Genomic DNA, 26,543 nt, shown 5'->3' with positions numbered 1-26,543 from the left:
CATCAGCGGGACGGCGCGAACCCGACCTTGCCCGTGCGCAGGCGATAGACCTTGCCCACACCGACCGTCGCGATGTACAGCGTGCCCGCTTCCGGGCCGCGACCGAAGCCCACGTTGACGGGGCTTTCGCTGTTCGGCAGGGTGAGTCGCGCCACCAGCACGCCCTCCGGCGTCATCACGTAGACGCCCGGACCGGAGGGCGCACTCGGCAGGGCGAGATAGAGGTTGCCGTCCAGATCCGTCGTCATACCGTCAACGCAGCCCGCCTTCTCCAGGTCGAGCAGGACGCGCGGTGCGCCAGGCCCACCGGCCGCATCCAGCGGATACGCCACCAGGCCGCCTGCCCCGGTGCGATCGAGGGCCGGCTTGCCCTGCTCGCCAAGCGCATTGGTCCCGGGATCGCAGTGGCCCACGTACAAGGTCCGCCCGTCCGGCGACAGCTCGATACCGTTCATCTTGGCATCGTTGCCCAGGATGCGCGACACCGGCCACAGGCCCTTCGCATTGGCGCCGGGCGGATCGAGCCGGTAGACGGCATTGATCCGCTGCTCGATGGTCTCGGGCCCGAACAGACGAAGGTCCGAAAAAAAGATGCGGCCGTCACGGTCGATCGCCACATCGTTCGGCGCATTGAACTGACGGTTCTCGTGGAAATATGCGACCACGCGATAGCTGCCGCTGCGAAGGTCGGTCACGGACACGCGACGGCCGCCGTAGTCGGCCCCTTCTGCGGCAACCAGCCGGTCCTGCGCGTCGATGGCCAGGCCGGCAGCCATGTTGCTGGGCTCACGGAAGATGCGCGGCACACCGCCGGGCGGCACCACCCAGATGCGACCGCCCTGCACGCCGGCCGCATCGCTGCAGCCGACCGAGCGTGTGATCTCGGTGAAATAGACGCTACCGTCGGATGCACTCGCGATGCCTTCCATCACGCCGCAACCGCCCGCATGCACCACTTCGAAGGAAGGTGCGGGAAAGAACTCCTGTTGGCGCGCAGGCACGGCGTCGCCCAGCTGGCTCAGCCGCATGGGCGCCGGTTGCGCATGGGCCTGCAGCGCCAGCACAAGTCCGGCCAGCATCGTTGTCGGTCGCATGTCTCGTCTCCTTTTTCGGCGTTCAGGCGTGGCGCTGGAGGAAGGGCAGGACATGCGCCAGCACGTCGTCGGGCGCCTCCTCGGCCATCAGGTGACCGCAGTCGATGGCCGCGCCCTCGACCTGATCGGCCCAGCCGCGCCAGGTTTCCACCGGATCCGGTGTGCCCGCATTCGACGCACACCACAGCACCTGCAGCGGGCAGGCGATGCGGCGGCCCGCCGCGAGATCGTCACGGTCGTGCTGCAGGTCGATCGAGGCCGCCGCGCGGTAGTCCTCGACCATGGCATGCCGCACCGACTCCTTGGCGAAGGCCCGGTGGTACTCGGCCAGGGCCTCGGACGTGACGGCGTCGACCTTGAGCACTGCATTGCGCAGCGCCCAGTCGAGGAAGTAGCCTGGATCGCTGCGAAGCATGCGCTCGGGCAGGTCGAAGGGTTGCGCGAACAGGTACCAGTGGAAGGCCTTGAGCCCGAAGGCCATGCCGGCGCGTTGCCACATCGTCTCGGTCGGGACGACCGTCAACGAGACGAAGGCGCTGACAACCTCCGGCCGATCCAGGCACAGGCGATACCCCACGCGTGCGCCGCGGTCATGGCCCATGACCGCGAAACGTTCGAAGCCAAGGGCATGCATCAGAGCGACCTGGTCGCCCGCCAGCGTGCGCTTGCAATGACGGACATGCAGCGGATCGCCGCCCGGTCCGACGCTGTCTCCATAACCGCGCAGGTCCGGTGCCACAACGGTGAAATGCCGCGCCAGCGTCGGCGCGATGCGATGCCAGGCCACATGGGTCTGCGGATACCCATGCAGCAGCAACAGGGGCGGCCCGCCGCCGCCGACCTCTGCATGGATCGTTGCATCGCCGAGGGCGAAGCGACGCACGTCGAAACCTGGAAAGAAAGGCGTGCTCATTCCTGGGTTCCGTCGAAGAAGAAGTCTGCCATCGCTTCGAGTTGCTCTTCCATCATGTGCCGGCCAGGCACCACGCGTGCACCCAACTGCTGCGCATGCGCCAACAGCGACGTGATGGCCGGCTCCATGATGACCTCGGCCACCGTGTGGCCCGGCCGGATGGCCGACAGCGTGATCGGCAGCGGATCTTCGGGCCGCATGCCCGCAGGCGTCGCGTTCACGACGAGATCGCGGGGACTGGCAGCGTCCCATCGGCCGGCGATGTGCCCGAGGGCACGCAGACGATCGATCAGTGCAAGCTGCTTCGTCTCGTCGACGTCCTGCACGTCGATGGCCGCGGCGCCTGCCGCGGCCAGCGCCACGGCAATCGCGCAGCCTGCGCCGCCCGCGCCGACCAGGCCCACACGACGTCCCTCGACGTCGAAGCCGCTGCGTACCAGCCCGCGGACAAAGCCAGCGCCGTCGAGCAGGTCGCCCTGCCAACCCTGCGGGGTGCGCCGCACGACGTTCACGGCACGCGCCTGCTGCGCGGCCGGCAGCAGTTCCATCGCCAGGGCCGCCACGCGCTGCTTGTGCGGCACGGTCACGACGATGCCCGCAAGGTTGCGCACTGCATGCAGGGCGTCGAACAGGCTGCCCACGTCCCCACCCTGGACATGCAGGGGCACCAGCACGGCATTCGTTCCGCGCGCCTGGAGCAGGCGCGTCAATGGCAGCGGCGCCTTCACCTGGGCGACGGGGTCTCCAATGATGCCGAGCACCACGGTGTGGCCGTCGAGCCGGAGCCCCTCCCAGGGTTCATTGGTGGTCATGACCGTGTCCTTGAAGGAAATGATGGGCGCTGCGCCAGGCGGCGGCGGCCCGTGAATGGATGCCGAGCGTGGCCGTGCGGATCGCACTCGGCGACTCCACCGACAGCACCGCGTCGTCGGCCAGGCAAGGCAGCAGGCGGTGGACCGGCAAGGCCCCCTCGCCGGGGAAAAGCCGGTGGGCGCGGCCTTCCTCACTGGCCGACAGGCCAGGATGCCGCTGCGCCGGTGCGTCGTTGATCTGCATGAAGTGGTGGTCGATGGACGGGTCCGCCATGTCTTCCGGCGTGCCGCCTGCGCGGAAGAAATGCAGCGCGTCGACCACCACGCGCACCGCATCGTGCCCGAACGGCCGAACCAGCTCCCGGGCCACCCACAGCGACCGCGCCGCCGTGTAGACCATGAATTCGAGGCCGAGGCTCAGCGCGTGCGATGCGGCACGCTCGGCCAGCATGCCGATGTGGGACGTGGCGCGGCCGATGTCGACGTCGTCCACGTTCACCATCAGCCGCCGTGCGCCCAGTGCCTGGGCCGAGGCCAGGACGCCGTCAAACGCCCGCGCGTCGAACTCGGGCCGGATACGCACGATCTCCACATCGTGCACGTCCAGCCCCAGGTCGTGAAGGCGCGCGAGCGTCTCGCGCAGCATCGGGCCGCCCTCGTGCATGGGAAAGGGTGCCTCGCCGGGCCGCGCAGGATGCAGCCGCATTCCGACGCCGCGAAACCCCGCCGCATGGGCCGCCTCCACCAGCAGCGGCGGCGACGCGTCCAGCATACCCAGGTGCGCGAGCGAGAGCGTGAAGCTCATGCCGGCACCGCCGCAAGCGCCTGGCGCAGCGGCACGCCCTGCGCCGCGAGTGCCGCCTGCAACTGTTTCACGTTCACATTGCGCGGAAGCACGTTGTTGTCGGCTGCCAGCGCTGCAGCGGTGCCGGCCGCTTGGCCGGTGAGCCAGCATTGGGGAATCTCCCGCAGGAAGCCATGCGAGTTCGCATCGCAGGCGATGTGCTTGCCCGCGGCCAGCACGCCGTCCAGCCTCTCGGGTAAGAGCGCACCGTAAGGCACCGAGATGTTGGGAAAGCGCGGCGACGGACTGGGACTGATGCCGATCTCGTCGGGCTCGATGACACCCGCGTCCCACGCACCGCGAAGCACCGGCTTGACGCCGACCAGCCTGCGTCCGTGGCGTGTGCCGATCTGCGGGGCCATGAGCAGGGTCCAGGCGCGCTCGAAACCCGGTGCATGCGCACGATAGAACGCCAGATGCTCTTCCATGCTTCGGCGCGACTCCCATTCCACCTGCGTCATGTCGTCGACATCGAGCGCGCTGAAGCCCGCCTTGCGCGGCCCGAGGAAGGTGGCGACATCGTTGCGCCAAGAGACGAGGGGCTTCTCGAAGCTGCCGACCGTCGCGCGACCGCGCGCCATGAACCCGGCAAAGGCCTCGGGCTTATGCGCACGGAAGTCAAGCCAGCGCTGCATGTCCACGCCCGCGAACAGCCAGGAGGTGTTCATGCAGTGATGAATCTCGCGTGCATCGATGTCCGAGTCATAGGCCGCACCCGCAGCGGCGTAGAGGTCGCCCTCGCCTGTCGTGTCGACCACCACGTGGGCCAGGATCGCGCGGCGGCCCTGCTTGCTCTCGAAGATGGCGCCGGTCACGCGGCCGTCTTCGACCACCGGCGCGACCATCCATCCGTGCAGGATCAGGTCGACGCCGGCTTCGCGCACCATCTGGTGGTACACGCCCTTCAGCATCTCCGGGTCGATGGTCGGCGAATGGGTGACCACGCCGTGGAAGGCAGCGGTGCGCAGCGCCCAATGCGCGGCCTGGCCCAGGTCCTGCGATCCCCACGCCTCGCGCGGCGGCCCCGCGACGGCATCGGCGCCCAGCCGTTCCATGAATTCGGCGGCGAGCCCCTGGATCACCGGCTCGCCCTGCCAGTCGCTCATCCGGTCGATCCAGATCACGAGGCCGCCGGTGGAAAGGCCACCAAGGTGGTTGTAGCGTTCGAGCAGCACCACCCGCGCGCCGGAGCGCGCGGCGGCAACCGAGGCCGCAACGCCCGACGGGCCGCCGCCCAGCACCAGCACATCACAGCGTGTGTGCACCGGCGTGTGCCGTGCAGCCTCGGCGATGTGGCCCTGCGGCGCACGCTGTGTGCGTTGGCTCTGGCGCAGGTTGACGTCGGATTGGAAGAAGTGGCGGTCTTCCGCGGTGAGGGTTCCCATCGTGCAGCTTTCGAGAATGAGAGGTGGATGTCAGGCAGCGAGTTCGCGAAGCAGATTGCTCAAGGGCACGGGCGCGGTCACCATCGCGTCGTGACCGGTCGCGAGCTTTCGCGTCTGCCAGGCCGCGTCGGCGCGGACGCGGGCCTTGGTCGGCTCCAGCGTGGCGATCGGATCGACCGTGCATTCGATGTAGGTCTTGGGCAGCCCATTGCCCAATGGGGACCTGAGCTGCAGCGGCTGCAGGTAGGTGCCCACGGGCTGCGGCGTCATGCGGCGTTGAACCCAGGCCGCATCGGCCGCAGCCGTCACCCCGAACGCCGCCGGTGGCAGCGCAGGTGCTGCACCCACGCCGGCACCGGTCTCCCGGATCGTCTTCAGACGCTGGTCGACCACGGACTGCGGAAAGTCCGAGAACAGGCTCTTGCCGGATTCGAGGAGCAGCGAATCCAGGAACACCAACTGCCTCAGCCGGGCGCGCGCACGATCGGCGACGCCCGAGATGACGATGCCGGCGTAGCTGTGGCCCACCAGCACCACGTCTTCCAGTTCCTCGTAGTCGAGCAGGTTGACGATGTCGTCGATGTGCGTGTCGAGGTTGACCTGGGGCGACAGCAGGTGGCGGCGCTCACCGAGCCCGGTGAGCGTCGGCGCAAACACCAGATGCCCTGCAGCGCGCAGCGATGCCGCCACGTGCTTCCAGCACCAGCCTCCGTGCCATGCACCGTGCACAAGGACGAAGGGGGGCGCATCCGAACGGGCCGCTGCGCGCAGCGGGCCGGCCAGCCCTGCTGCGGCCAGGCCGGCAGCGAAGAGATTTCGACGTTGCATGTCCGCTCCTTATTCGTTGCGCGCGCCGGTGAGCTTGATCACGCGGCCCCACATTGCGGTGTCTTCCACGATCTGGCGGGCGAGCACATCGGGGGCACTGCCGATGGCCAGCCAGCCCTGGTCCTGCAGGCCCTGCGTCACGGCGGGGGCGCGCAGGATCCGGGCGATCTCATCCGACAGCCGGTCTGCCACGAACGAGGGCAGGCTGGCCGGGCCGAAGATGGCGTTCCACGAGGTCACGTCGAACGTGCCGCCCGCGCCTTCGAGCGCCGACTGGATCGGCGGCACATCGCTCGCGCCCGGAGAAGGCTGGGCCGAGCTGATCCCGTAGAGCCGCAACCGCCCGTTCTTTGCCTGCGGGACGGCAATGGAGGGAATCATGAACGCCAGGTCGATCTGCTGGCCCATGAGCGCCGTCGCTACTTGCGGAAAGCCCTGGAAGGGGACATGCACTGCGCGGATGCCGGTATGGGTCTTGAGCAGTTCCATGGTCAGGTGCGAACCCGAGCCCGGACCGATCGAGCCGTAGCTCAGCTTGTCGGCTCGGGCCCTCGCAAAGTCGAGAAAGCCGCGCAGATCGGTCGCCGGCATCGCATTGCTGCCCACGAGCACGAAGGGGCTGCTCGCGACAAGCGAGACGGGCCGCAGGTCGCGCGCCACGTCGTAGGGGGTGGAGGGGGTCAGCGCCTTGGCGGTGGTGAGCGGACCGTTGCCGGTGAGGCCGATGGTGTGGCCGTCCGTCGCGCGCGCCACCGCGGCGACGCCGATGCTGCCGGTGGCACCGACCTTGTTGTCGACCACCACCGGCTGCCCCAATGCCTGGCCGAGGGGTTCGGCGATCAGGCGCGCCAGCGCGTCTGGGGATGAACCTGGGGGAAATCCGACGATCAGGCGCAATGGCTTCTGAGGCCATGCGGCGTTCGCGCTCGCCACGACGGGCGTCAGCGACGACGCGAGCGCGCCACGTAGCAGCTGGCGCCGTCGTGAGGAAAAAGCAGTAAGGGCTGGCATGCGTGTCTCCGATGTCTCCGCGATTTGTCGTTGCACCGATTCTTGAGCCGGCTTGGAGCACCCGGCGTGATACTTCTTGATTCTTCACATCATGTTTCGTGATGATCCTGAAGGGGACTCTTGCCATGCCGCCACCGACCGAACCACGCACACCCCGCAGCCATACGGTCGACGTCGACCTGCTGCGGGTGTTCGACACGTTGCTGCGCGTCGGCAGCTTCACCACAGCCGCCAAGGCACTGTCGCGCACGCAGTCGGCGGTCAGCATGCAGCTGCGGAGACTGGAAGATCAACTCGGGGTCCAACTGGTCGATCGCACCGGACGCCGGTTGAGCGCAACGCCCGAGGGCCTGCAATTACTGCCGCTGGCACGGCAGATGCTCGGCCTGAACGACCAGCTGTTCCACGACCTCGACATCGCCGAGGTGTCGGGAAGCATCCGCATCGGCGCGATCGAGCACTACGCCACGCGCGTGCTGCCGGCGCTGATCGCGGAGTTCTGCCGCCTGTATCCGAGGATCCATGTCGAGCTGGAGCACGGCGTCTCGTCCCTCATGCACGCGGAACTGGGCGCGCGCTATGACCTCGTGGTGGGCATCGGGCCGGTCGGCTCAGGAGAGGGCCGGCGCCTCTCGAAGTCACGCGTGGTCTGGGCATCGACGCCGGGCTCGAACATCCACCAGCAACGCCCGTTGCCGCTCGCGCTCAATCCCGAAGGTGCGATGCTGCGGGAGTGGGCGACGCACGCGCTCGACCGGGCTGGCATCGCGTGGCGGATCGCGTACACCAGCACCACGGTCACGGGGCTGGAGGCGGCGGTGCGCGCAGGCATCGCCATCGGTGTGTTTCGCGAGGCCACGATCTCGAAGCGGCTCAAGGTGCTGGGCGGCCGCGAAGGCATGCCCGCAATGCCCGAATGCGAAGTCTGGCTGGCGGCCGTGCCTTTGCCAGGACGCAGGGCGGTGGAGCTTCTGGAAGCGTTCCTCATCCAGCGGCTGCGCAGATCGCCGCGTTGAGCAGGCCGGGCCTTTGGGTGCGGTCGCCCCTCATCCAACCGGCTGCTTGCGCCGTAGAAGCGACATGGCTGCCAAAGCGCCCGCTCCTTCTTCGCTCCCCGACGCCGTCGGGCGCGCCGTCGCCCCACTGCCGCCGCGTCGGCTGCTGGGGGCCAACTTCGCCTGGACGCAGATCGCCTGGTTTGCCGCCGTGCTGGGCGCGGCGCACGGCTGGCCGGTGCTGGGCTGCCTGCCGCTGGTGGCCGGGCTGGCCTGGCACCTGCGCACGGTCCGGCGCGCGCAGCCGGAGGCGCGGCTGGTGCTCTATGCCGTGCTGCTGGGCACGCTGGCCGATGCCGGCCCAGTGCTGCTGGGCGCCGTGGCCTACCCCAGCGGCCAATGGACGGCGGCGCTGCCGCCCTTCTGGCTGAGCGGGCTGTGGGCCGCCTTCGCCACGTCGATCAACCTCACGCTGCGCTGGCTGCACGGCCGGCCCGTGCTGGCGGCACTGCTGGGTGCGGTGGCGGGGCCGCTCGCCTTCTCGTCGGGCGTGCGGCTGGGCGGCGCGCAGTTCGTCGATGCGCCGCTGGCCCTGGGCTGGCTGGCGGTCGAATGGGCGCTCATGCTGCCGCTGCTGTGCTGGCTGGGACGGCGCCATGACGGCGCCGCCGGCCCCGCTGCAGCCGTGCCACTGCGCGAGGGCGGTTGAAGGCAGGGCGCCGCAGACGGCAGCGCGCGGCTCCCCGTGAACGCGGGCGATCCGCGCGGCGCCGTCAGGCTACAGCGGCCGGACCATGAAGCACGCGGCCGCGTCGTAGCTGGCCAGCTTGGCTGCCAGTGCGGGCACCTCGCGCACCTCGAAGCCCTGCCGCGCCCAGAAGCCGGCCGACCCGTTGACAGCCACCAGCGCCATCTCGCGGCAACCCGCGGCCACAGCCTGCGCGGCCAGCAACGGCATGGCGCGCCCGGCCGCCCCCAGGCCGCGGGCGGCGGGCAGCAGCGCCATGTCGTGCAGGTAGTAGGCCGGTGCGGGCACCGGCAGGCGCTGCAGCAGCGTGTCCAGCGCTGGCGGCGCATCGGCCTGCCAGGGATGGCTCAGCACATAGCCGGCGAGCGTGCCTTCGCGCGTGGCCAGGCACAGGCAGCCGCCGGCGAAGAGGGTCAGGCGCTCGGCAAAGACGGCCGCCTCCTCCGGATAGGCGGGATGGACCTCCGCCGCGATCCGCAGCACGGCGGGCAGGTCCTGCGGCAGCATGGGCCGCCAATCGGCAGCGGATGACGAAGCGGACGAAACGGAAGCGTCGGACATGCCCCGAGCATAGACAGCGCCCCAACCCACCGTCACCGCAGCGACACGTTCGCCACCTCCAATGCCGGCCATGCACAGCACGAGCCGGAACCACGCGTGAACCGCGGCATGCACTGGCTGCTGGCCGCGCAGTTCTTCTCGGGCCTGGCCGACAACGCGCTGCTGGTCATCGCCATCGCGCAGCTGATGGCGATGGGCGCGCCGGTGTGGATGGCGCCCATGCTCAAGTTCTGCTTCACGCTGGCCTATGTGCTGCTCGCGCCCTGGGTGGGTGCGCTGGCCGACCGCTGGCCCAAGGCCCTGGTCATGTTGGCCGCCAACCTGCTCAAGGCGGGCGCGGCCTGCGGCATGGTGCTGGGGCTGCACCCGCTGGTCGCCTTCGCGCTGGCGGGGCTCGGGGCCGCGGTCTATTCGCCGGCCAAGTACGGGCTGATCACCGAGCAGGTGCCGCCCGCGATGCTGGTGCGCGCCAACGGCTGGATCGAGGTCAGCACCGTGTGCGCCATCGTGCTGGGCACGGGCTTCGGCGGCCTGCTCGTCAGCGCGCGCATGCCGGGCGTGGACACGGCCTTGGCCGTGGTGCTGGCCACCTACGCGCTGGCAGGCCTGCTCAACCTGCTGATCCCGCGCGGCGTGTCGCACGGCAGTGGCGTGGGCTGGGCGCCGGCCGCGCTCGTGGGCCGCTTCGCCACGGCCAACGCCACGCTGTGGCGCGATCCGCAGGGCGGGCTGTCGCTGGCCATCACCACCCTCTTCTGGGGCGCGGGCGCCACGCTGCAGCTGGTGGTGCTGGCCTGGGCGCAGGCCGCGCTGAACCTGGGCCTGGACCAGGCGGCCTACCTGCAGGCCGTGGTGGCCCTGGGCATCGTGGCGGGTGCGGCACTGGCCGGGCGATGGGTGCGGCTGCACCAGGCCCCCCGCGTGCTGCCGCTGGGCGTGCTGATGGGCGCAGGTGTGCCGCTGATGGTGGGCGTGGACACGCTGCCCGTCGCCATCGTGCTGCTCACGCTGATCGGCACCCTGGCCGGCCTGCTGGTGGTGCCGATGAATGCGCTGCTGCAGCACCGCGGCCATCTGCTGCTGCGGCCGGGCGAATCCATCGCAGTGCAGAACTTCAACGAGAACCTGGGCGTGCTGGCGATGCTGGGGGTCTATGCAGCGCTGCTCGGGTCGGGCCAGTCCATCGCCCTGCTGACCACCGCCCTGGGTGCCTGCGTGGCGCTGGGCACGCTGCTGGCCGCAGGCCTGTATGCGAGGCGCAGCGCAGCACCCCCTCGCTGTACAGGCGCGCCCCGTGCGCCTTCTCTGTCCGCCACCTCTTCCACCAGGGACCTGCCATGAAACTGCTGATCGTCTCGGATGCCTGGGAACCCCAGGTCAACGGCGTCGTGCGCACGCTCAAGATGACACGCCGCGAGCTGCAGCGCCTGGGCGTGGAGGTGCATGTGCTCTCGCCGCTGGACTTCCGCTCGGTGCCCTGTCCCACGTACCCGGAGATCTCGCTGGCGCTGACCTCGCGCGCCGGCGTGGCCCGCCGCATCGACGCCATCGACCCCGACTGCCTGCACATCGCGACCGAAGGCCCGCTGGGCTGGGCGGCGCGCAGCATCGCCCTGTCGCGCGGCTGGCCCTTCACCACGGCCTACCACAGCCGCTTTCCGGAATACGTGCACGCCCGCGCGCGGCTGCCGCTGGGCTGGAGCTATGCGGTGCTGCGCCGCTTCCACAACGCGGCACGCGCCACGCTGGCGCCCACACCGGCCATCGTGGACGACCTGAAGCAGCGCGGCTTCACACAGGCGCGGCTGTGGTCGCGCGGCGTCAACCTGGCGGCAATGAACCCGGTGGGCCCGCGCATGGAACGGCCGGCCGAACCGGTCTTCCTGTACGTGGGCCGCATCGCGGTCGAGAAGCAGGTGCACAAGTTCCTCGAACTCGACCTGCCCGGCCAGAAATGGGTGGCCGGCGAAGGCCCGGAACTGGCCAAGCTCAAGGCCCGCTTTCCCGAGGCACGCTGGCTGGGCCTGCTGGACGTGGAGGCGCTGGCCAGCCTCTACCGCACGGCCGACGTGACCGTCTTCCCCAGCGTCACCGACACCTTCGGGCTGGTGATGGCCGAGTCCATGGCCTGCGGCACGCCGGTGGCCGCCTACCCGGTGCCGGGGCCCATCGACGTGGTGGGCCCGGAGTCGCCCGGCGGCGTGCTGAGCGACGACCTGCGCGCCGCCTGCCTGGCCGCCCTGCAGAAGCCGCGCGGGGGCGTGCGGCGCTTCGCCGAGCGCTACAGCTGGCCGGCCGCCACGCGGCAGATGCTGCAGGCGCTGGCGCCCCGGCGCGGCGACAAGTCCGCCGCGCTGGCCGCCGCCGAACGCATCGCCGCCGAGGGCACGGCCGCCGTCGATGACGATCGCGCCGACCACGGCGGGGCCGCGCAGGGCAGCGGGCCCACCGCCGTGGCCGCGGCCGCCACTGCCTGATCGCCACCGCGGAGCCGCCGCCATGAAGATCGCCGTCGTCGGGGCCGGCTATGTCGGCCTGGCCAATGCCGTGATGCTGGCGCGCCATCACCATGTGGTGGTGCTCGACACCGACGCACGCAAGGTCGAGGCCCTGCGCGCCGGCCTGAGCCCCATCGTCGACGCCGAGCTGCAGGCGCAGCTGGCCGGCGGCGGGCTGGACCTCACTGCCACGCTGGACCGCAACCTGGCCTACGACGGCGCCGAGCTGGTGATCGTGGCCACACCCACGGACTACGACCCGGTGGCCAACCACTTCGACACCCGCAGCGTGGACGCCGTGACGACCGATGCGCTGGCCTGGGCGCCGCAGGCGCTGGTGGTGGTCCGCTCCACCGTGCCCGTGGGCCACACGCGGGCGCTGCGCGAACGCCTGGGCCACGACGCCATCGTGTTCGCGCCCGAGTTCCTGCGCGAAGGCCGCGCCCTGCACGACAGCCTGCATCCCAGCCGCATCGTGGTGGGCGACACCGGCCCGCGCGGCCGGCGCGTGGCCGCCCTGCTGCGCGAGGGCGCGCTGGCGGCCGAGGTGCCGCTGCTGCTCACCGGCAGCAGCGAGGCCGAGGCCATCAAGCTCTTCGCCAACACCTGCCTGGCCATGCGCGTGGCCTTCTTCAACGAACTGGACACCTACGCCCTGAGCCACGGGCTGGACCCACGGCAGATCATCACCGGCGTGGGGCTCGATCCGCGCATCGGCCTGCACTACAACAACCCGAGCTTCGGCTATGGCGGCTACTGCCTGCCCAAGGACACGCAGCAGCTGCTGGCCAACTATGCCGACGTGCCGCAGAACCTGATCCGGGCCATCGTCACGGCCAACACCACGCGCAAGGACTTCCTGGCGCGCGACATCCTGGCGCGCAGCAGCGGGCCGGTGGGCATCTACCGGCTGACCATGAAGGCCGGCTCGGACAACTTTCGCACCAGCAGCGTGCAGGGCATCATGAAGCGCATCAAGGCCAAGGGCGTGCCGGTGATCGTGTACGAGCCCACGCTCGCCGATGACCAGTTCTTCGGCTCGCCGGTGGTGCGCGACCTGGCCCGGTTCAAGCGCGAGGCCGCGCTGATCGTCGCCAACCGCGCCACGCCGGAGCTGGACGACGTGCGGGACCGCGTCTACACCCGCGACCTCTTCGGCGGGGACTGACAAGGTGTGACCGGAGCCCCTCTCCCCTCGCGGGAGAGGGGTGGGGAGAGGGGGGAGCACCACCACCCGCCGCCTGTACCCTACGGGCGCCGTGGCCCCCTCTCCCCCGCCCTCTCCCGCAAGGGGAGAGGGTGCAAGATGCCCGCCAGTGCGGACAGTGCCTGCGCCCGCGAGGGAAAGGCGAGCGCAAGAGCGACGCGCAAGGCCGATGGCGGGCCGACCCTCAGTCTGCGGCAGCCTCGCCCGCACTCACGAAGCGGCGCTCGCGCATCCACTTGGTCACGACCCACTTCTCGCCCTGCTCGACCGGGCTGCTGGCATGCAGGCAGCGCGGGTCCACACCGCCCTGGCCGTCGCCGTACTCGAAGTAGCAGGCATGGCCCTGCACGGGCGAGAAGGCCAGTCCCAGGTGAGGGAACACGGTCTGGCCGCCCGCCGGCACGTCGTTGAGGTAGGTCACCAACGTGCTCACGCGCTGGCCGCTGCGGGCCACCGATTCGCGGTTGGCGGCATTGGTGGGCGCCAGGTAGTCGTGGTGCGGCTCGCTGCCCGCGCCGACCGGGTAGTGCAGCAGCTGCAGGCCCTCGCCGTTTTCCAGCGGCAGGTTCATCAGCGCCGACAGGCGCCGGTCGAGCCGCGCGACCAGCGCGTTCTCGCCCAGGCGGAAAAACATCCCCCAGCTGCTGCGGTGCTGGCTGACCACGTCCCGGCCGCTCATCGGGTCGACCAGCGTGGACGGCCGCAAGCGCGGGCGCGCCATGTCGATCAACGCCCGGCATTCGTCCGCGTCCAGCACCGGGCCCAGCGCGGCCCACACGGGGTCGTGGCCGCGCGCATGCACGGTGACCTCGCGGTCCGCCGCGGCGATGCGGTGGCCCGCTGGCAGTCGTGGCCGGGCGATGAAGGGACGTGCCGCCGGCTCATCCGGCAGCGCCACGCTGTCCACCGGCGCAGCGACGCCACGTCGGCGGGCCTCCACGAAGGCCGCGACGATGGCCTGCGCCGCAGGGTCGGCCATGCCCTGGCCGGCCATCGCGTCGACCAGCCCATCGGGTGGCGCGCCGGCATCGAGGTTGTGGGTGATCCAGTGGCCCAGCTCGGGCAGGAAGCGAAGGACGGTGCTCATGACAAGGGAATGATCGGCCGGACTGGCAGCCCGCAGCCTGACGCGGGCGCCACCCGCTGGCCCGCGCGCGCCGCCCGCTGCCGGCCGATGCGCCGCCGCAGGCTGCGCCACCGCACCACGGCCGCACGCAGGGCCATGGCCACGCCGGTCATCACCAGCAGGCTGAAGACCACGTCGCTGGCAAAGTGCCCGCCCTGGGCCACCCGCGCCGCACCGAGCAGCAGGCACAGCAGGGCGCCGGCTGCCCACCAGCGCCGGCGCACCCGCCGCACGCCCCACAGGCCGAAGCCCGCGATCACGAAGCCGGTGGCCGCATGGCCGCTGACGAAGGAACAGTTGCGCTCGCAGGCCCGCGAGAGGCTGCCCACCGGCACATAGTCGCTCGGCCCGCCGAAGGGCCGGACCTGCTGCGGCCGGGGACGGCCGACATGCTCCTTGAGGCCCTGGTTGACCACCAGGCACACGCCCAGCAGCAGCAGCGCCACGACGGCCAGCAGCCGGCCGCGCCAGCGCCGCACCACGCCGCAGGGAATGCGCCGCGCCGGCACCAGCAGCACCAGCAGGCCTGCCAACCCCAGCACGCGGCCGAGCTGCGGCACCAGCCGCCACAGGTCCAGCACCCCGTGGTACAGGTTGCCGATGAAGCCGGTGGGAATCTGCGGCAGGTAGAAGGGCGCGGAGGCCGCCAGGTCCAGCGCCGGCCAGGTGCGGAAGACCAGGCCGCAGGCCAGCACGGCCGCCAGCCAGCCGAGCCAGACCACCTGGCGCGGGCACGGTCGACGCCGCGCGCGACCGGGCACCGGCCGGACCCAGAACGCTGCAGATGCAGGGGCCGATGCAGGAGCAGGCACAGCAGGTGCCATGGACGCCATCGGCACGGCGCACATCTCCTCACCCAGGGGCAGCGGCTGCAGGCTCATGGTGCACCGTTCCATCGCAGCAGCACCAGGCCGCCCATGCGCAGCAATGGCTGCCAGGTCGGCAGCGTGGCGTCCGCGTCGGACGGCCGGCGCCCCGCCGGCAGGGCGGCCAGCTGCGATGCGAGGACGTCGACCTGGTCCTCGCGCGCCAGGGCCAGATCGCCCGGCAGGGGCGGCCGTCGCGGGGTTTCGCGTCGGGCGTAGACGGCCACGCTGGGCAGGTGCAGGCCCCACTGCACCAGCGTCGCATCGGCCGCGTCGTCGGTCCGCGCCAGCACTTCGGCGGCCCGCTGGCCCGCCGCGCGCACCGGCGCCTGCAGCTGCCGGCCCCACCATGGCACGACGGCCAGCGTCAGCACGAGGGCCACACCGGCGCCGGCCGCGCTCCAGCGCACGGACGGGGTCCAGCGGCGCAGGCGCAGCAACAGCAGCACGCCCAGCGCGGCGGTCAGGGCCGCGACGGCCAGCGGCGTCAGCGCGGCGGGCTGGCCGATCAGTGCGCGGTAGAGCGGATTGGCCACGCGCGCCGCCTGCAGGGCGACCCAGGCCGTCACCGCCACGGCCGCCGCCGGCCACAGCGCCAGCAGGCCCGCCTGCACGTACAGGGCCCAGCGTGCATCGGGCGCGCCCTCCAGCCAGCGCGCCGCCTCCCGCCCAGCCAGCAACGCCACCGGCGTGAAGCCGTACAGCACATAGTGCGGCAGCTTGGTGCCCGAGAAGCTGAAGAACACCAGCACAAAGCCCGCCCACAGCAGCAGGTAGCGGCCCAGCGGCTCGCGCCAGGTGGCGCGCAGGCGGGCCAGCAGCGGCACCAGCAGCGGCGTCCACGGCAGCATCAGCAGGGGCAGCAGCACGACGTAGTACAGCAGGCTGCCACCATGGCCTTCCAGCGGTCCGCCGTAGCGCTGCAGGTTGTGGCGCAACAGGAAGCCGTCGACGAAGGCCATGCCATGCCGGTGCAGCGCGTAGGCATACCAGGGCAACGCGACGGCCGCGAAGATGAGCCACGCCCAGCCGTCGCACAAAAGTGCCCGTGCGCGCGGCACCCAGGCAGCGCGGCCCGACGTGACGATCCACAGCAGCAGGGCCGCCATGGGCACCAGCAGCGCCACCGGTCCCTTGGTGAGCACGCCCAGCCCGCACCACAGGGCGGCCCGGCGCAGGGCGGTGCGCGCATCGGCGCCGCCTTCGGCATGTCGCCACAGATCCAGCGCCGTGAGCGCCAGCCACAGATTGAGCAGCGCATCGGCCGTGGCCGCGCGGCCGATCAGCAGCACGCCCGCGCTGGTGCCGAGCACGGTACCGGCCAGCATGGCGGCACGCTGGCCCCAGCGCGGCCAGGCGAAGGCCGCCACGGCCAGCACCCAGGCCCAGGTGGCGAGGCCCGAGGGCAGGCGCAGGGCCGCCTCGTTCAGGCCGAAGAGCTGCACGCTCGCCGCCTGCAGCCAGTAGATGAGGATGGGCTTGTCGAAGCGCGGCTCGCCGTTCAGCGTGGTGTGGCCCCAGTCGCCGCTGGCCAGCATCTCGCGCGTGGCCTCGGAGAAGGCGCCTTCGTCCACATCGAAGAGCGGCGCCAGCCCCAGGCCCAGCAGCGCGACCAGGCCCATGGCCAGCGCCCACCCCGCCATCGTGCGGCGCTCGGCGGCGGGCCGCGATGCGATGAACTCAGCCATGCGCATCGGCACCTCCGCCGCACCAGCCTTCGGCGGCCGGCGGCGCCGCGGCCTGGCCGCGCCGCAGCACATAGGGCGAGCCATGCCGGCCGCCGTAGTAGATGCGCGTGACCAGCTCCGCCAGCACGCCGGTCATCAGCAGCTGCAACCCGCCCAGCAGGCAGAAGAAGCCCAGCGACAGCAGCGGCCGGCCGCCGATGTCGTGGCCCGCCAGCTTGAGCGCCGCCAGGTAGCTCAGGATGAGCGCGCCCGCCCCGCCGACCGACAGCCCCAGCACGCCGAAGAAGTGGCCGGGCCGCGCCGCGAAGCGCATGAAGAAGGTGATGGCCAGCAGGTCCACCACCACCCGCAGCGTGCGCGACAGGCCGTACTTGGACTGGCCCGCGCGGCGCGGATGGTGCGCCACCGGCTCCTGCGCCATGCGCGCGGGCGAGGTCACCGTCGCGAGCCACGCAGGGATGAAGCGGTGCATCTCGCCATACAGGCGCACCTCGCGCAGCGTCTCGGCGCGGAAGGCCTTGAGGCTGCAGCCCAGGTCCTCGAAGTCCAGCCCCGTCACACGGCGGATCAGCCGGTTGGCCAGGCGCGAGGGCAGCTTGCGCAGCCACAGCCCGTCCTGCCGGTGGCGGCGCCAGCCGGCCACGATGTCCAGGTCCTCGGCCAGCAGGCGGCGCACCAGCCGCGGGATGTCGTGCGGATCGTTCTGCAGGTCGCCGTCGAGCGTGACGATGACGTCGCCCCGCGCCACGTCGATGCCGGCCTGCATGGCGGCCGTCTGGCGGAAGTTGCGCGCCAGGCGCAGCACGCGCACATGCGGGCCCAGCTCGGCGGCGCGGCGCTCCAGCGCGGGGCCGGTGCCGTCCTGGCTGCCGTCGTCGACCACGATGAGCTCCCAGGGTGCGGGGTAATGGGCCAGCGCCGCCTGCACGGCGTCGACCAGGGCGGCGGCGTTCTCGACCTCGTTGTACATGGGCACGACGACGGAAAGCCGGTGCGGCGGCAACTGCGCGGTGTCGCGCGCGAGCAGATGGGTTGGGGCGGTGCGGTCCATGGGGCGGCAGGATCGGGATTCACGGAAGCGCCCGCGCGGGCGTGGCGAAGCTGCGGCGCGACGCCAGCACGACCAGCGCCGCGCCCACGCTCACCAGCAGCCAGAGGGCATGCACCAGCAGGGCCGCGCCGACGACGGCGCCTGCGTCCACCGGCGCGGCACCCGCAGCGCAGAGATGCACGCCCGCCAAGGCGCCAGCCTCGAACACGCCCAGCCCGGCGGGCGCCTGCAGCGGCAGGGCCGCACCGGCCTCCGCCCCCGCCGCGCCGCACCAGCCGAGCGCCGCCGGATGCAGCCCCGCCGCCTGCAGCAGCAGGGCCGAGATACCCAGCTTGACGCCCCAGTTGGCCGCGCAGAAGGCCCAGGAGCGCCAGCCGCCGCGGCCGCCATACAGCCCCTGCAGCAGGCGCGGAAGCCAGGGTGCGCGGTCGGCCTCGGTCATGCCGCCCACCGGCCCGCCCCGGCCACCACGCAGCACCACGGCGGCCAGCAACGCCAGCGCGGCGACCGCGACGAACGCCAGGGCGGGCGACACCAGCAGCGCCAGCACCATCGTGCCCAGCACGGCCGCGTCCTGCAGGCGCAGCCACAGCAGGCTGGGCAGCGACTGGGCCAGCGGCACCTGCCAGTGGCGGTGCAGCCACCAGGCATAGCCCGCCTCGCCGGTGCGCAGCGGCAGCAGCGACACGGCCGCGTTGTGCCAGGCGAACAGCGCCAGGCAGTCGACGAAGCGCGCGCCGGTGCGGGCGCGCCATTCGGCATGCAGCCGTGCCGCACGCAGCCCGTAGGTGGCCAGCACGCCTGCCAGCGCGAGGGCCCAGGTCGCGGCCGGCATGCGCCGAGCCGTGCCGGCCAAGGCACGGGCATCCACGTCACTGAGCAGCCAGGCCAGCAGCAGCAACGCAACCAGCGCCGACAGGGCCTGCATCGCTCGGCGAATCGCGGAACCGGCACGCAGCGGCATGGGGCTCACCCCGCCCGCTCCGTCATCCAGCCCGGCTGGCGTGCCGCCAGCGCCGGCACCGCCACCCAGCGCAGGCGCAGCAGGCCACCGGCCACGCCGGCCAGGCCCAGGGCCCACTGCAGTGGCGCGCCCAACGGATAGCCGGTCGTCGTCCACAGCATGGCCAGGCCCGCACCCACCTGCACCAGGGCCATCACCGCCTGGGCCCGGCGCCGCGTGAGCAGGCCGCTGAGGTCCCAGCGCTGCGCCGCCCGCAGGCTGAGCGCCGCCGCCACCAGGCCCAGCGCCGCGCCGGCCAGCACGTCGCTGGGCCAGTGCGCGCCCACGGCGATGCGCGACAGCGCCACCGCCGCCGCCATGCCCCACAGCAGCGCGCGCTGCGCCGCCGTGCAATGGCGCGTGTGCAGCACCACCCAGACGAAGGCCACCGCCGCCAGCGCATGCCCCGACGGCATGGCCAGGTGCACCAGCGGATCGCCGATCACATGCAGTTGATCCGGTGGCAGCACGCCCGGTGGCCGCAGCTGCACGAACAGGCGCTTGGGCACGTGCGAGAGCAGCCCGCCCAGCGGAAAGGCCCACATCAGCCCGTTGATGAGCCGCATCGCCCCACGCTCGCGGCCCGGCGACAGCGCCAGGCCGATGAGTCCGATCGACAGCCCGAGCCCCAGCACGCTCAGGCCCGACCAGAGCGTGTCGGGCAGCACGGCCGCCAGCGCATTCAGGCTGCGGAAGAGCGGCAGGTCGGCCTCGGTCAGGCGCAGCAGCAGCGCGCCGAGCAGCAGGGCCGCCACCGCCAGGGGCAGCCGGCGCATCGGCAGCGCCGGGGACGCGATGGAATCGGAGGTCGAGGTCGAGGACATGGCGCAGCGGGGCAATGGACAACGCGGACCGCCCGACGGTAGGCAGGCTGCATGTCAGCGGTGCGACGGAAAGCTGAATGCCACATGGCTGACTTGTGGCGGCGTCACATTGCGGCGCATGACCTCCGTGCTCGTCACCGGCGCTGCCGGCTTCATCGGCGCCCATGCCGCGGCGGCCCTGGCTCGGGCCGGCCACCGCGTGGTGGGCTGCGACAGCTTCAACAGCTATTACGACCCGCGGCTCAAGCACGACCGCGTGCAGGCGCTGCTGGCGCCACTGGGCGTGGAGGTGGCCGCGCTGGACCTGTCGGACGTGGCCGCCACCCAGGCCTTCTGGGCCCGCCACCGCTGCGAGGTGGTGCTGCACCTGGCCGCGCAGGCCGGCGTGCGCCATTCGGTGCAGCGGCCGCTGGAGTACGCCACGGCCAACCTGGTGGGCTTCGCCTCGGTGCTGGAGGCCTGCCGGTTGAACGGCGTCCGCCACCTGCTCCATGCCAGCTCATCGAGCGTGTATGGCCAGCGGGCCGACGCGCCCTTCCGCGAGCAGGACAGCACCGATGCGCCGGCCTCCTTCTATGCCGCCACCAAGAAGGCCAACGAGCTGATGGCGCATGCCACGGCTGCCGTGCACGGCCTGCCGGCCACCAGCCTGCGCTTCTTCACCGTGTACGGGCCCTGGGGCCGGCCCGACATGGCCTACTGGGGCTTCGCCGAGGCCATCCAGGCCGGCCGACCGATCACGCTCTATGGCCACGGCCTGCTGCAGCGCGACTTCACCTGCATCGACGACGTGGTGGATGCGCTGCTGCGCCTGGTGCGCCGCGGCCCGCCCGCGCCCGATGCGGAAGGCGTGCCGTGCGAGGTGCTCAACCTCGGCCACCGGCAGCCGGTGCGGGTGGTCGACTTCGTGGCGCAGCTCGAAGCAGCGCTGGGCCGCCGGGCCGTGGTGGCCTTCGCACCCAGGCCGGTGGGCGACGTGCCGCTCACCTGCGCCGACCCGTCGCGGCTGGAGGCGGCCATCGGCCCCTGGGCAGCCACGCCGCTGGCCGAAGGGCTACCGCGCTTCGTGCAGTGGCTGCGGGGGTGGAAGGGCTGGGGCGCCGCCGCCCCTGCACCCGGAGCGCGTCAGCTCGCCAGCGCCTGAGCCGCCATCCGGGCGAAGCTCAGCGCCGGCCGAGCAACCGGTACTCCCGCGGCGTGCAGCCCGTGGCGCGGCGGAAGGCCTTGGAGAAGCTCGCGGCCGTGGAGAAGCCCGCCGCATAGGCGATCTCCTCGATGGGGCATTCACGTTCGCGCAGCCAGGCCTTGGCCCGCGCGATGCGCCGCTCGGCGACGAAGGCATGCGGCGGCTGGCCCGTCGCGGCGCGGAAGCTGCGGGTGAAGTGGCCCACGCTCATGCAGGCGATCTCGGCCAGCTCGGCCACGCTGAGTTCCAGGTCCAGCCTTGCGTCGATGGCGTCGAGCACCCGCGCCAGCCGGCGGCTGTCCATGGGGCGCGCCGCCTTCTCGACCAGCGGCCGGGCGGGCCCCTGCTCGGCATAGTGGCGCAGAAGGTGGGCACTGAGCGCCACCGACAGGCTTTCCACCAGCAGCCGGCCGGCGCCCGACTCCTGGTCCAGCTCGGCCACGATCTGCTGCGCGACGGCCGCCACGAAGGGATCGTGCTCGATGGTCTGGTAGCGCAGCACGGCGCGCGCCGGGTCGATGTCGAACTCGCGCTGCACGGTGTCGGCAAAGGGTCGGGCCGGCAGGAACAGGTGCAGGCAGTCGGCCATGGGCTGGACGACGTTGATGTATTCCTCTTCGATGCCGGCGGGGCACAGCCAGATGGTGCCCGGCCGCCCCACGGTGTTCTCGCGCCGGCCGCCGCCCCGGCGGTCCACGCGCGTGTGGCCGCCAAGCTGGATGGCGACCTCGGTGTCGCGCGGCACCAGCCGCGGCAGCTCGCCGGCCGCATGGCTCCAGCGCTCGGCCAGGACATGACGCCAGCCCTGCGCATTGGAGGTCTGGTGCATCGTGCTGTTGACGTACTTGTCGACCGAATGTCCCAACATGGTGCTGGCAGGTTGTCGCTGCGCCGCGACGGCGGGCGTGCAGACGTGGGGGCGTGGCACGCAGATTCCATGCCAATCGTCGAAGCAGCCGACGAGGACAAGAACAGAGCAAACCCGGACAAGGGATTCCGGGCCCTGGCTCGCCAGACTTGCAGCCATCCCACCGATGCGCCGACGAGCGAAAGGAACGCCATGACCCGCACCACCGTGATGGGCGCCTGCCCGCATGACTGCCCCGACACCTGCTCCCTCATCACCACGGTCGAAGATGGCAAGGCCATCGCCGTGCGCGGCAATCCCGAGCACCCCTTCACCCGTGGCCGGCTGTGTGTGAAGGTCAACAACTACCAGGACCGCGTCTACAGCGACCAGCGCCTGCTCTACCCCATGCGGCGCACCGGCCCCAAGGGCAGTGGGCAGTTCGAGCGCATCGGCTGGGACGAAGCCGTGGCCGAGATCGCCGCCCGCTTCAAGGACGTCATCGCGCAGGACGGGCCGCAGGCCATCCTGCCCTACAGCTACCTGGGCACGCAGGGCATCCTCAACGGGCTGAACGTGGGCGATCCGCTGTTCAACAAGCTGGGCGCCACCGTGTGCGAGCGCACCTTCTGCGACTCGGGCTCGTGCACCGCCTACATGATGACCATCGGCCACACGCCGGGCGTGGACCCGGAGAGCTTCGTGCATTCGCGCTACATCATCCTGTGGGCCTGCAACACGCTCAGCACCAACTCGCACCACTGGCCCTTCATCGAGCAGGCCAGGAAGAACGGGGCCAAGCTGGTGGTGATCGACCCGGTGCGCACGCGCACCGCGCGGCTGGCCGACTGGCACATCCCCATCCGGCCCGGCACCGACGGCGCACTGGCGCTGGCCATGGCGCACATCCTGATCCAGGAAGGCCGGCTGGACCGCGACTACATCGCGCAGCACACGGTCGGCTTCGACGAGCTGGCCGAGCGCGTGGCGCAATACACGCCCGAATTCGCGGCCGAGGAGACGGGCATTCCGGTCGAGGACATCCTCAGGCTCACGCGTGAATACGCCAGCACGCCACCCGCGGTGATCCGCATCGGCGTGGCGGTGGAGCGCCATGCGGGCGGCGGCCAGACGGTGCGCGCCATCTCCTGCCTGCCGGCGCTGATCGGCGCCTGGAAGCAGGTGGGCGGCGGCCTGCTGCAGCTGCCCATCTGGGCCTTTCCGGTCAACTGGCCGGGCCTGATGCGGCCCGACCTGCAGCCGGCCTCGATGCGCGTGATCAACAGCTGGCGACTGGGCCCGGCGCTCAACGGCGAGCTGCCGTCGGGGCCACCCATCCGCGCCCTCTTCGTCTACAACGCCAACCCCATGGCCATGGTGTGCGAGCAGGACAAGATCGCCCAGGGCCTGATGCGCGATGACCTGTTCACCGTGGTCAGCGAGCACTTCATGACCGACACGGCGCGCTATGCCGACATCGTGCTGCCCGCCACCACGCAGCTGGAGCAGGAGGACATCATGTTCTCGTGGGGGCACCTCTACCTGACGTACAACAACGCGGCCATCGCGCCGCTGGGCGAGGCGGTCCCCAACACCGAACTCTTCCGCCGCCTGGCGAAGGCGCTGGGCATCGACGACCCCTTCTTCCAGCGCAGCGACGCGCAGATGATCGCGGAGTCCATGGACTGGGCGAGCCCCGTGATGCAGGGCATCACGCTGGACGCGCTCAAGGCGCGCGGCTACATGCGCCTGTCCATGCCCGCCGCGGCCGACTGGGCGCCGCACCGCGAGGGCAACTTTCCGACGCCCTCGGGCAAGTGCGAATTCAAGTCCTCATTGGCCGAAGGCGGCAACTTCGTCGCGCCGCTGTTCCGCCAGGGCTACGGCGCCGACCAGTCGGGCGAGCCGGTGGACCCGCTGCCGCACTACATCCGGCCCAACGAGACCCCGGCCACCGCGCCGGCACTGGCCGAGCGCTACCCGCTGAGCCTGATCTCGCCCAAGAGCCATGCCTTCCTCAACTCCAACTTCGGCAACCTGCCGGCGCAGCAGATGCAGGCCGGCGAAGAGCAGCTGGTGCTGCTGCATCCGGAAGACGCCAGCCGCCGCGGCATCGAGGCCGGCACGCCGATCCGCGTGTTCAACGACCGCGGCGCCTTCGAGGCCAAGGCCACCCTGTCGGCCGATGTGATGCCGGGCCTGGTGGTGGCGCCCTCGGGCTACTGGCACCGCAGCAGCCGCGGCACCGGCAACGTGCATGCGATCACACCGGCGGTGTTCGCCGACCTGGGGCGGGCGCCGACCTTCTCGGACACGCTGGTCCAGGTCGCGGCCCTCTGAGCGGAAGACGGAGAACCCATGGCCTACGTCGTCACCGACCTGTGCAGCGGCTGCCGCTACACCGAATGCGTCACCGTCTGTCCCGTGGAGTGCTTCCACGTCGACGAACGCATGACCTACATCGACCCCGACCACTGCATCGACTGCGGCGGCTGCGTGCCCATCTGCCCGGTCGGCGCCATCCAGGCGGACTTCCTGCTGGCTGCGGACAAGAAGGAATGGATCGGCATCAACCGCGAACGCGCCGCGCTGACGCCGGTTCTCACGCAGCGCCTGCCGCCGCTGCCGGGCGCGCCAGCGCTGCCGCAGGGCGCAGGCGCATGAGTGCCCCGCCCCTCGCCCCCCGCATCGCCGTCGTCGGCGCCGGTCCCAGCGGCTTCTACACCGCCGAGGCGCTGCTGCGCGCCGGCATCTCCGGCCTGCAGGTGGACCTGATCGAACGCCTGCCCGTGCCGCATGGCCTGGTGCGCTACGGCGTGGCGCCGGACCATCCCAAGCTCAAGCAGGTGAGCGCCGTGTTCGAACGCATCGCCGCCATGCCCGGCCTGCGCTTCCTGGGCGGCGTGGCGCTGGGCCAGGACGTGACGCTGGACGATCTGCACCGCAGCTACCACGCGGTGGTGCTGGCCACCGGCGCCGCGCAGAGCCGGCGGCTCGGCATTGCCGGCGAGGACCTGCCCGGCTGCCACGCGGCAGGCGACTTCGTCGGCTGGTACAACGGCCATCCCGACCAGCGCGACTGCCGCTTCGACCTCTCGGCCGAGCGGGCCGTGGTGGTGGGCCACGGCAACGTGGCGCTGGACGTCGCGCGCATCCTGCTGCGGCCGGTGGACGAATTGCGCCGCACCGACATCGCCGCCTACGCCCTGGACGCCCTGGCCGACAGCCGCGTTCGCGAGGTGGTGGTGGTGGGCCGCCGCGGCCCGGCGCAGACGCGCTTCTCGCCCAAGGAACTGCACGAGTTCGGCACCCTGGCCGGCTGCGACGCGTTGCTGGACGGCAGCGACTGGACGGCGCACAGCTTCGACCCGGTGCCGGACGCAGATGCCGAAGGCCGCGCGGCGATCCAACTGCTGCAAGGCTTTTCGACACATGTGCCCGCGCAGTCGCGGCGCTGCGTGTTCCGCTTCCACCTGGCGCCGGCCGCCATCAGTGGCCACGGGCGGGTGCAGGCCATGCACTTCGTCCGTGCACCGGATGCCCCGGCCGGCGGCGAGCTGACGCTGGACTGCGGCCTGGTCTTTGCCAGCGTGGGCCGACGCGCGCTGCCGCTGCCGGGCGTGCCCTACGACGCGGCACGAGGCGTGCATGCCAACGCGCACGGACGCATCACCGAAGCCGGCCGTCCCGTCGCCGGCCTGTATGTCTGCGGCTGGGCCAAGCGCGGCCCGCAGGGCACCATCGGCAGCAACCGCGCCTGCGGCATGCAGACGGCCGAAGCGGTGCTGGCCGACCTGCCCCTGCTGCGCGAGCGGCCAGTGGCGCCCACCCCTGCCATGCAGGCCGCCGGCGAACGGGCGGTGGACCATGGCGCCTGGCAGCGCATCGACCGTGCCGAAGTGGCCCGCGGCACCGCCCTGGGCAAGCCACGCGAGAAGTTCGTGGACATGGACGCGATGCGGGCCGCCGCTCGCCCGGAGGTGGCCGCATGCTGATGGACACCCGCAGCCGCGGCGCGCTGCCGCCACTGGTCGACCCCTTCGGCCGCGCCGTGCGCTACCTGCGACTGTCGGTCACCGACCGCTGCAACCTGCGCTGCGTCTACTGCATGCCGCAGCACATGCAGTTCCAGCCCAGCCCGGAGCTGCTGTCGCTGGAAGAGCTGGAGCGCGTGGCGCGCGCCTTCATGCGACAGGGCGTGCGCAAGCTGCGCATCACCGGCGGCGAGCCGCTGGTGCGCCGCGGCATCCTCTCGCTGTTCGAGAGCCTGTCGCCTTGCCTGCGCGACGGCGCCCTGGACGAGCTGACGCTCACCACCAACGGCACCCGCCTGCCGCAGCTGGCCGAAGGCCTGGCCGCGGCCGGCGTGCGGCGCATCAACATCTCGCTCGACACGCTCGATGCCGATCGCTTCGCGCAGCTCACGCGCGGCGGCTCGCTGCAGGCGGTGCTGGACGGCATCGACGCCGCGCTGGCCGCGGGCCTGGCCGTCAAGCTCAATGCCGTCGCGCTGCGCGGCAGCACCGAGCACGAGATTCACGACCTGATCGCCTTCGCACATGGCCGGGGCATGGCGCTGACGCTCATCGAGACCATGCCGCTGGGCGACACCGGCATGGACCGGGCGGACGGCTTCCTGAGCCTCGCGGCGCTGCGCCGGCAGATCGCGCAGCGCTGGACACTGGTCGACGTGGCCGAGCGCAGCGGCGGCCCGGCCCGCTATGCGCGCGTGGCGCAGACCGGCGGCCTGCTGGGCTTCATCACGCCGCTCACGCAGCACTTCTGCGGCGACTGCAACCGCGTGCGCGTCACCGCCATGGGCATGCTCCACACCTGCCTGGGCCATGAGGACGGCACCGACCTGCGAAGCGCGCTGCGCGCCTCGGCCAGCGACGATGCGCTGCACGCCGCCATCGACGGTGCCATCGCGCGAAAGCCACAGGGCCACGACTTCCGGATCACCGGCCGCGAACAGCCCGTGCGGCTGGTGCGCCACATGTCGGTGACCGGCGGATAGGCCGTGCCGGTGCGGGGCCGAGGGTTGGCGCGCTAGCAT

Annotated in this window: 25 protein-coding genes; 10 read left to right on the top strand and 15 right to left on the bottom strand. The window is 71.6% G+C overall.

The genetic code is table 11. The features are described 5' to 3' along the window. Positions 1-2 precede the first annotated feature (2 nt). The 7 genes from L0984_RS20520 to L0984_RS20490 are packed head-to-tail and all read right to left on the bottom strand — an operon-like array spanning position 3 to position 6,887. Positions 3-1,079: an SMP-30/gluconolactonase/LRE family protein gene (locus L0984_RS20520; RefSeq protein WP_234195951.1), complete on the bottom strand. Its 1,077-nt coding sequence runs from the start codon at positions 1,077-1,079 to the stop codon at positions 3-5. A gap of 37 nt (positions 1,080-1,116) precedes the next feature. Then, a complete protein-coding gene (locus L0984_RS20515; RefSeq protein WP_234195948.1) occupies positions 1,117-2,007 on the bottom strand; it encodes an alpha/beta fold hydrolase in 891 nt (296 codons plus the stop codon). Next, positions 2,004-2,819, bottom strand: coding sequence for a shikimate dehydrogenase family protein (locus L0984_RS20510; RefSeq protein WP_234195946.1), 816 nt, complete (start codon positions 2,817-2,819; stop codon positions 2,004-2,006). The genes L0984_RS20515 and L0984_RS20510 overlap by 4 nt, the downstream gene beginning before the upstream one ends. Continuing rightward, a complete protein-coding gene (locus tag L0984_RS20505; RefSeq protein ID WP_234195944.1) occupies positions 2,806-3,624 on the bottom strand; it encodes a sugar phosphate isomerase/epimerase family protein in 819 nt (272 codons plus the stop codon). The genes L0984_RS20510 and L0984_RS20505 overlap by 14 nt, the downstream gene beginning before the upstream one ends. Next, complete coding sequence (locus L0984_RS20500) at positions 3,621-5,048, bottom strand: FAD-dependent oxidoreductase (RefSeq protein WP_234195943.1); 1,428 nt, start codon at positions 5,046-5,048, stop codon at positions 3,621-3,623. Before L0984_RS20500 ends, L0984_RS20505 begins: the two co-directional genes overlap by 4 nt. A gap of 30 nt (positions 5,049-5,078) precedes the next feature. After that, a complete protein-coding gene (locus tag L0984_RS20495) occupies positions 5,079-5,876 on the bottom strand; it encodes an alpha/beta fold hydrolase (RefSeq protein WP_234195941.1) in 798 nt (265 codons plus the stop codon). A gap of 9 nt (positions 5,877-5,885) precedes the next feature. Then, a complete protein-coding gene (locus L0984_RS20490; protein WP_234195939.1) occupies positions 5,886-6,887 on the bottom strand; it encodes a Bug family tripartite tricarboxylate transporter substrate binding protein in 1,002 nt (333 codons plus the stop codon). A gap of 101 nt (positions 6,888-6,988) precedes the next feature. On the opposite strand from L0984_RS20490, the gene L0984_RS20485 reads away from it, so the two are divergent. Beyond that, positions 6,989-7,903 (top strand): LysR substrate-binding domain-containing protein, encoded by a 915-nt coding sequence (locus L0984_RS20485; protein WP_234196638.1) that lies wholly within the window; start codon positions 6,989-6,991, stop codon positions 7,901-7,903. A gap of 64 nt (positions 7,904-7,967) precedes the next feature. Then, a complete protein-coding gene (locus L0984_RS20480; RefSeq protein WP_234195937.1) occupies positions 7,968-8,591 on the top strand; it encodes a DUF2878 domain-containing protein in 624 nt (207 codons plus the stop codon). A gap of 69 nt (positions 8,592-8,660) precedes the next feature. Here the strand turns inward: L0984_RS20480 and L0984_RS20475 are convergent, their stop codons facing one another. After that, positions 8,661-9,191 carry a GNAT family N-acetyltransferase gene (locus L0984_RS20475; RefSeq protein ID WP_234195936.1) on the bottom strand — a complete coding sequence of 177 codons (531 nt, stop codon included), beginning with the start codon at positions 9,189-9,191 and terminating at the stop codon, positions 8,661-8,663. Positions 9,192-9,287: 96 nt separating this feature from the next. On the opposite strand from L0984_RS20475, the gene lplT reads away from it, so the two are divergent. From lplT to L0984_RS20460, 3 genes are read left to right on the top strand one after another with little or no spacing between them, the layout of a single operon-like run. Then, positions 9,288-10,532: a lysophospholipid transporter LplT gene (gene lplT / locus L0984_RS20470; RefSeq protein ID WP_234195933.1), complete on the top strand. Its 1,245-nt coding sequence runs from the start codon at positions 9,288-9,290 to the stop codon at positions 10,530-10,532. Next, positions 10,529-11,668 carry a glycosyltransferase family 4 protein gene (locus L0984_RS20465; RefSeq protein WP_234195931.1) on the top strand — a complete coding sequence of 380 codons (1,140 nt, stop codon included), beginning with the start codon at positions 10,529-10,531 and terminating at the stop codon, positions 11,666-11,668. The genes lplT and L0984_RS20465 overlap by 4 nt, the downstream gene beginning before the upstream one ends. Before the next feature lie 22 nt (positions 11,669-11,690). Next, positions 11,691-12,857 (top strand): nucleotide sugar dehydrogenase, encoded by a 1,167-nt coding sequence (locus L0984_RS20460; RefSeq protein WP_234195930.1) that lies wholly within the window; start codon positions 11,691-11,693, stop codon positions 12,855-12,857. A 223-nt stretch (positions 12,858-13,080) separates the two neighbouring features. On the opposite strand, the gene L0984_RS20455 is transcribed toward L0984_RS20460, so the two are convergent. The 6 genes from L0984_RS20455 to L0984_RS20430 are packed head-to-tail and all read right to left on the bottom strand — an operon-like array spanning position 13,081 to position 19,454. Beyond that, positions 13,081-13,983 (bottom strand): 2OG-Fe(II) oxygenase, encoded by a 903-nt coding sequence (locus L0984_RS20455; RefSeq protein ID WP_234195928.1) that lies wholly within the window; start codon positions 13,981-13,983, stop codon positions 13,081-13,083. Next, positions 13,980-14,903, bottom strand: a complete 924-nt coding sequence (locus tag L0984_RS20450; RefSeq protein WP_234195926.1) for a phosphatase PAP2 family protein — start codon at positions 14,901-14,903, stop codon at positions 13,980-13,982. The genes L0984_RS20455 and L0984_RS20450 overlap by 4 nt, the downstream gene beginning before the upstream one ends. Further along, positions 14,900-16,576 (bottom strand): ArnT family glycosyltransferase, encoded by a 1,677-nt coding sequence (locus L0984_RS29895; RefSeq protein WP_305079919.1) that lies wholly within the window; start codon positions 16,574-16,576, stop codon positions 14,900-14,902. Before L0984_RS29895 ends, L0984_RS20450 begins: the two co-directional genes overlap by 4 nt. Beyond that, on the bottom strand, positions 16,569-17,627 hold the full coding sequence (locus tag L0984_RS20440) for a glycosyltransferase family 2 protein (RefSeq protein WP_234195924.1): 1,059 nt from the start codon (positions 17,625-17,627) through the stop codon (positions 16,569-16,571). Before L0984_RS20440 ends, L0984_RS29895 begins: the two co-directional genes overlap by 8 nt. A gap of 19 nt (positions 17,628-17,646) precedes the next feature. Further along, entirely contained in the window at positions 17,647-18,555 is a 909-nt protein-coding gene (locus L0984_RS20435; RefSeq protein WP_234195922.1) for a lysylphosphatidylglycerol synthase domain-containing protein, read from the bottom strand. Between the two features lie 41 nt (positions 18,556-18,596). After that, positions 18,597-19,454, bottom strand: a complete 858-nt coding sequence (locus tag L0984_RS20430) for a phosphatase PAP2 family protein (protein ID WP_234195920.1) — start codon at positions 19,452-19,454, stop codon at positions 18,597-18,599. A gap of 118 nt (positions 19,455-19,572) precedes the next feature. On the opposite strand from L0984_RS20430, the gene L0984_RS20425 reads away from it, so the two are divergent. Beyond that, positions 19,573-20,598, top strand: a complete 1,026-nt coding sequence (locus L0984_RS20425) for an NAD-dependent epimerase/dehydratase family protein (RefSeq protein WP_234195918.1) — start codon at positions 19,573-19,575, stop codon at positions 20,596-20,598. 19 nt (positions 20,599-20,617) lie between these two features. On the opposite strand, the gene L0984_RS20420 is transcribed toward L0984_RS20425, so the two are convergent. Then, positions 20,618-21,508, bottom strand: a complete 891-nt coding sequence (locus L0984_RS20420) for a helix-turn-helix domain-containing protein (protein WP_234195916.1) — start codon at positions 21,506-21,508, stop codon at positions 20,618-20,620. A 192-nt stretch (positions 21,509-21,700) separates the two neighbouring features. Between L0984_RS20420 and L0984_RS20415 the strand changes: the two genes are divergently transcribed. Genes L0984_RS20415 through moaA form a run of 4 tightly spaced genes read left to right on the top strand, consistent with a single transcriptional unit; the run spans position 21,701 to position 26,504 of the window. Further along, complete coding sequence (locus L0984_RS20415; protein WP_234195914.1) at positions 21,701-23,827, top strand: molybdopterin-containing oxidoreductase family protein; 2,127 nt, start codon at positions 21,701-21,703, stop codon at positions 23,825-23,827. Between the two features lie 18 nt (positions 23,828-23,845). Then, entirely contained in the window at positions 23,846-24,151 is a 306-nt protein-coding gene (locus tag L0984_RS20410) for an indolepyruvate ferredoxin oxidoreductase subunit alpha (protein WP_234195912.1), read from the top strand. Next, entirely contained in the window at positions 24,148-25,482 is a 1,335-nt protein-coding gene (locus L0984_RS20405) for an FAD-dependent oxidoreductase (protein ID WP_234195910.1), read from the top strand. Before L0984_RS20410 ends, L0984_RS20405 begins: the two co-directional genes overlap by 4 nt. Continuing rightward, complete coding sequence (gene moaA / locus L0984_RS20400; RefSeq protein WP_234195908.1) at positions 25,476-26,504, top strand: GTP 3',8-cyclase MoaA; 1,029 nt, start codon at positions 25,476-25,478, stop codon at positions 26,502-26,504. Before L0984_RS20405 ends, moaA begins: the two co-directional genes overlap by 7 nt. The last annotated feature ends 39 nt before the right edge of the window (positions 26,505-26,543 follow it).

Source organism: Pseudacidovorax sp. NFM-22, from assembly GCF_021401245.1.
Lineage (GTDB): Bacteria > Pseudomonadota > Gammaproteobacteria > Burkholderiales > Burkholderiaceae_C > Xenophilus.
This window is presented reverse-complemented; position numbering and strand designations above follow the sequence as displayed.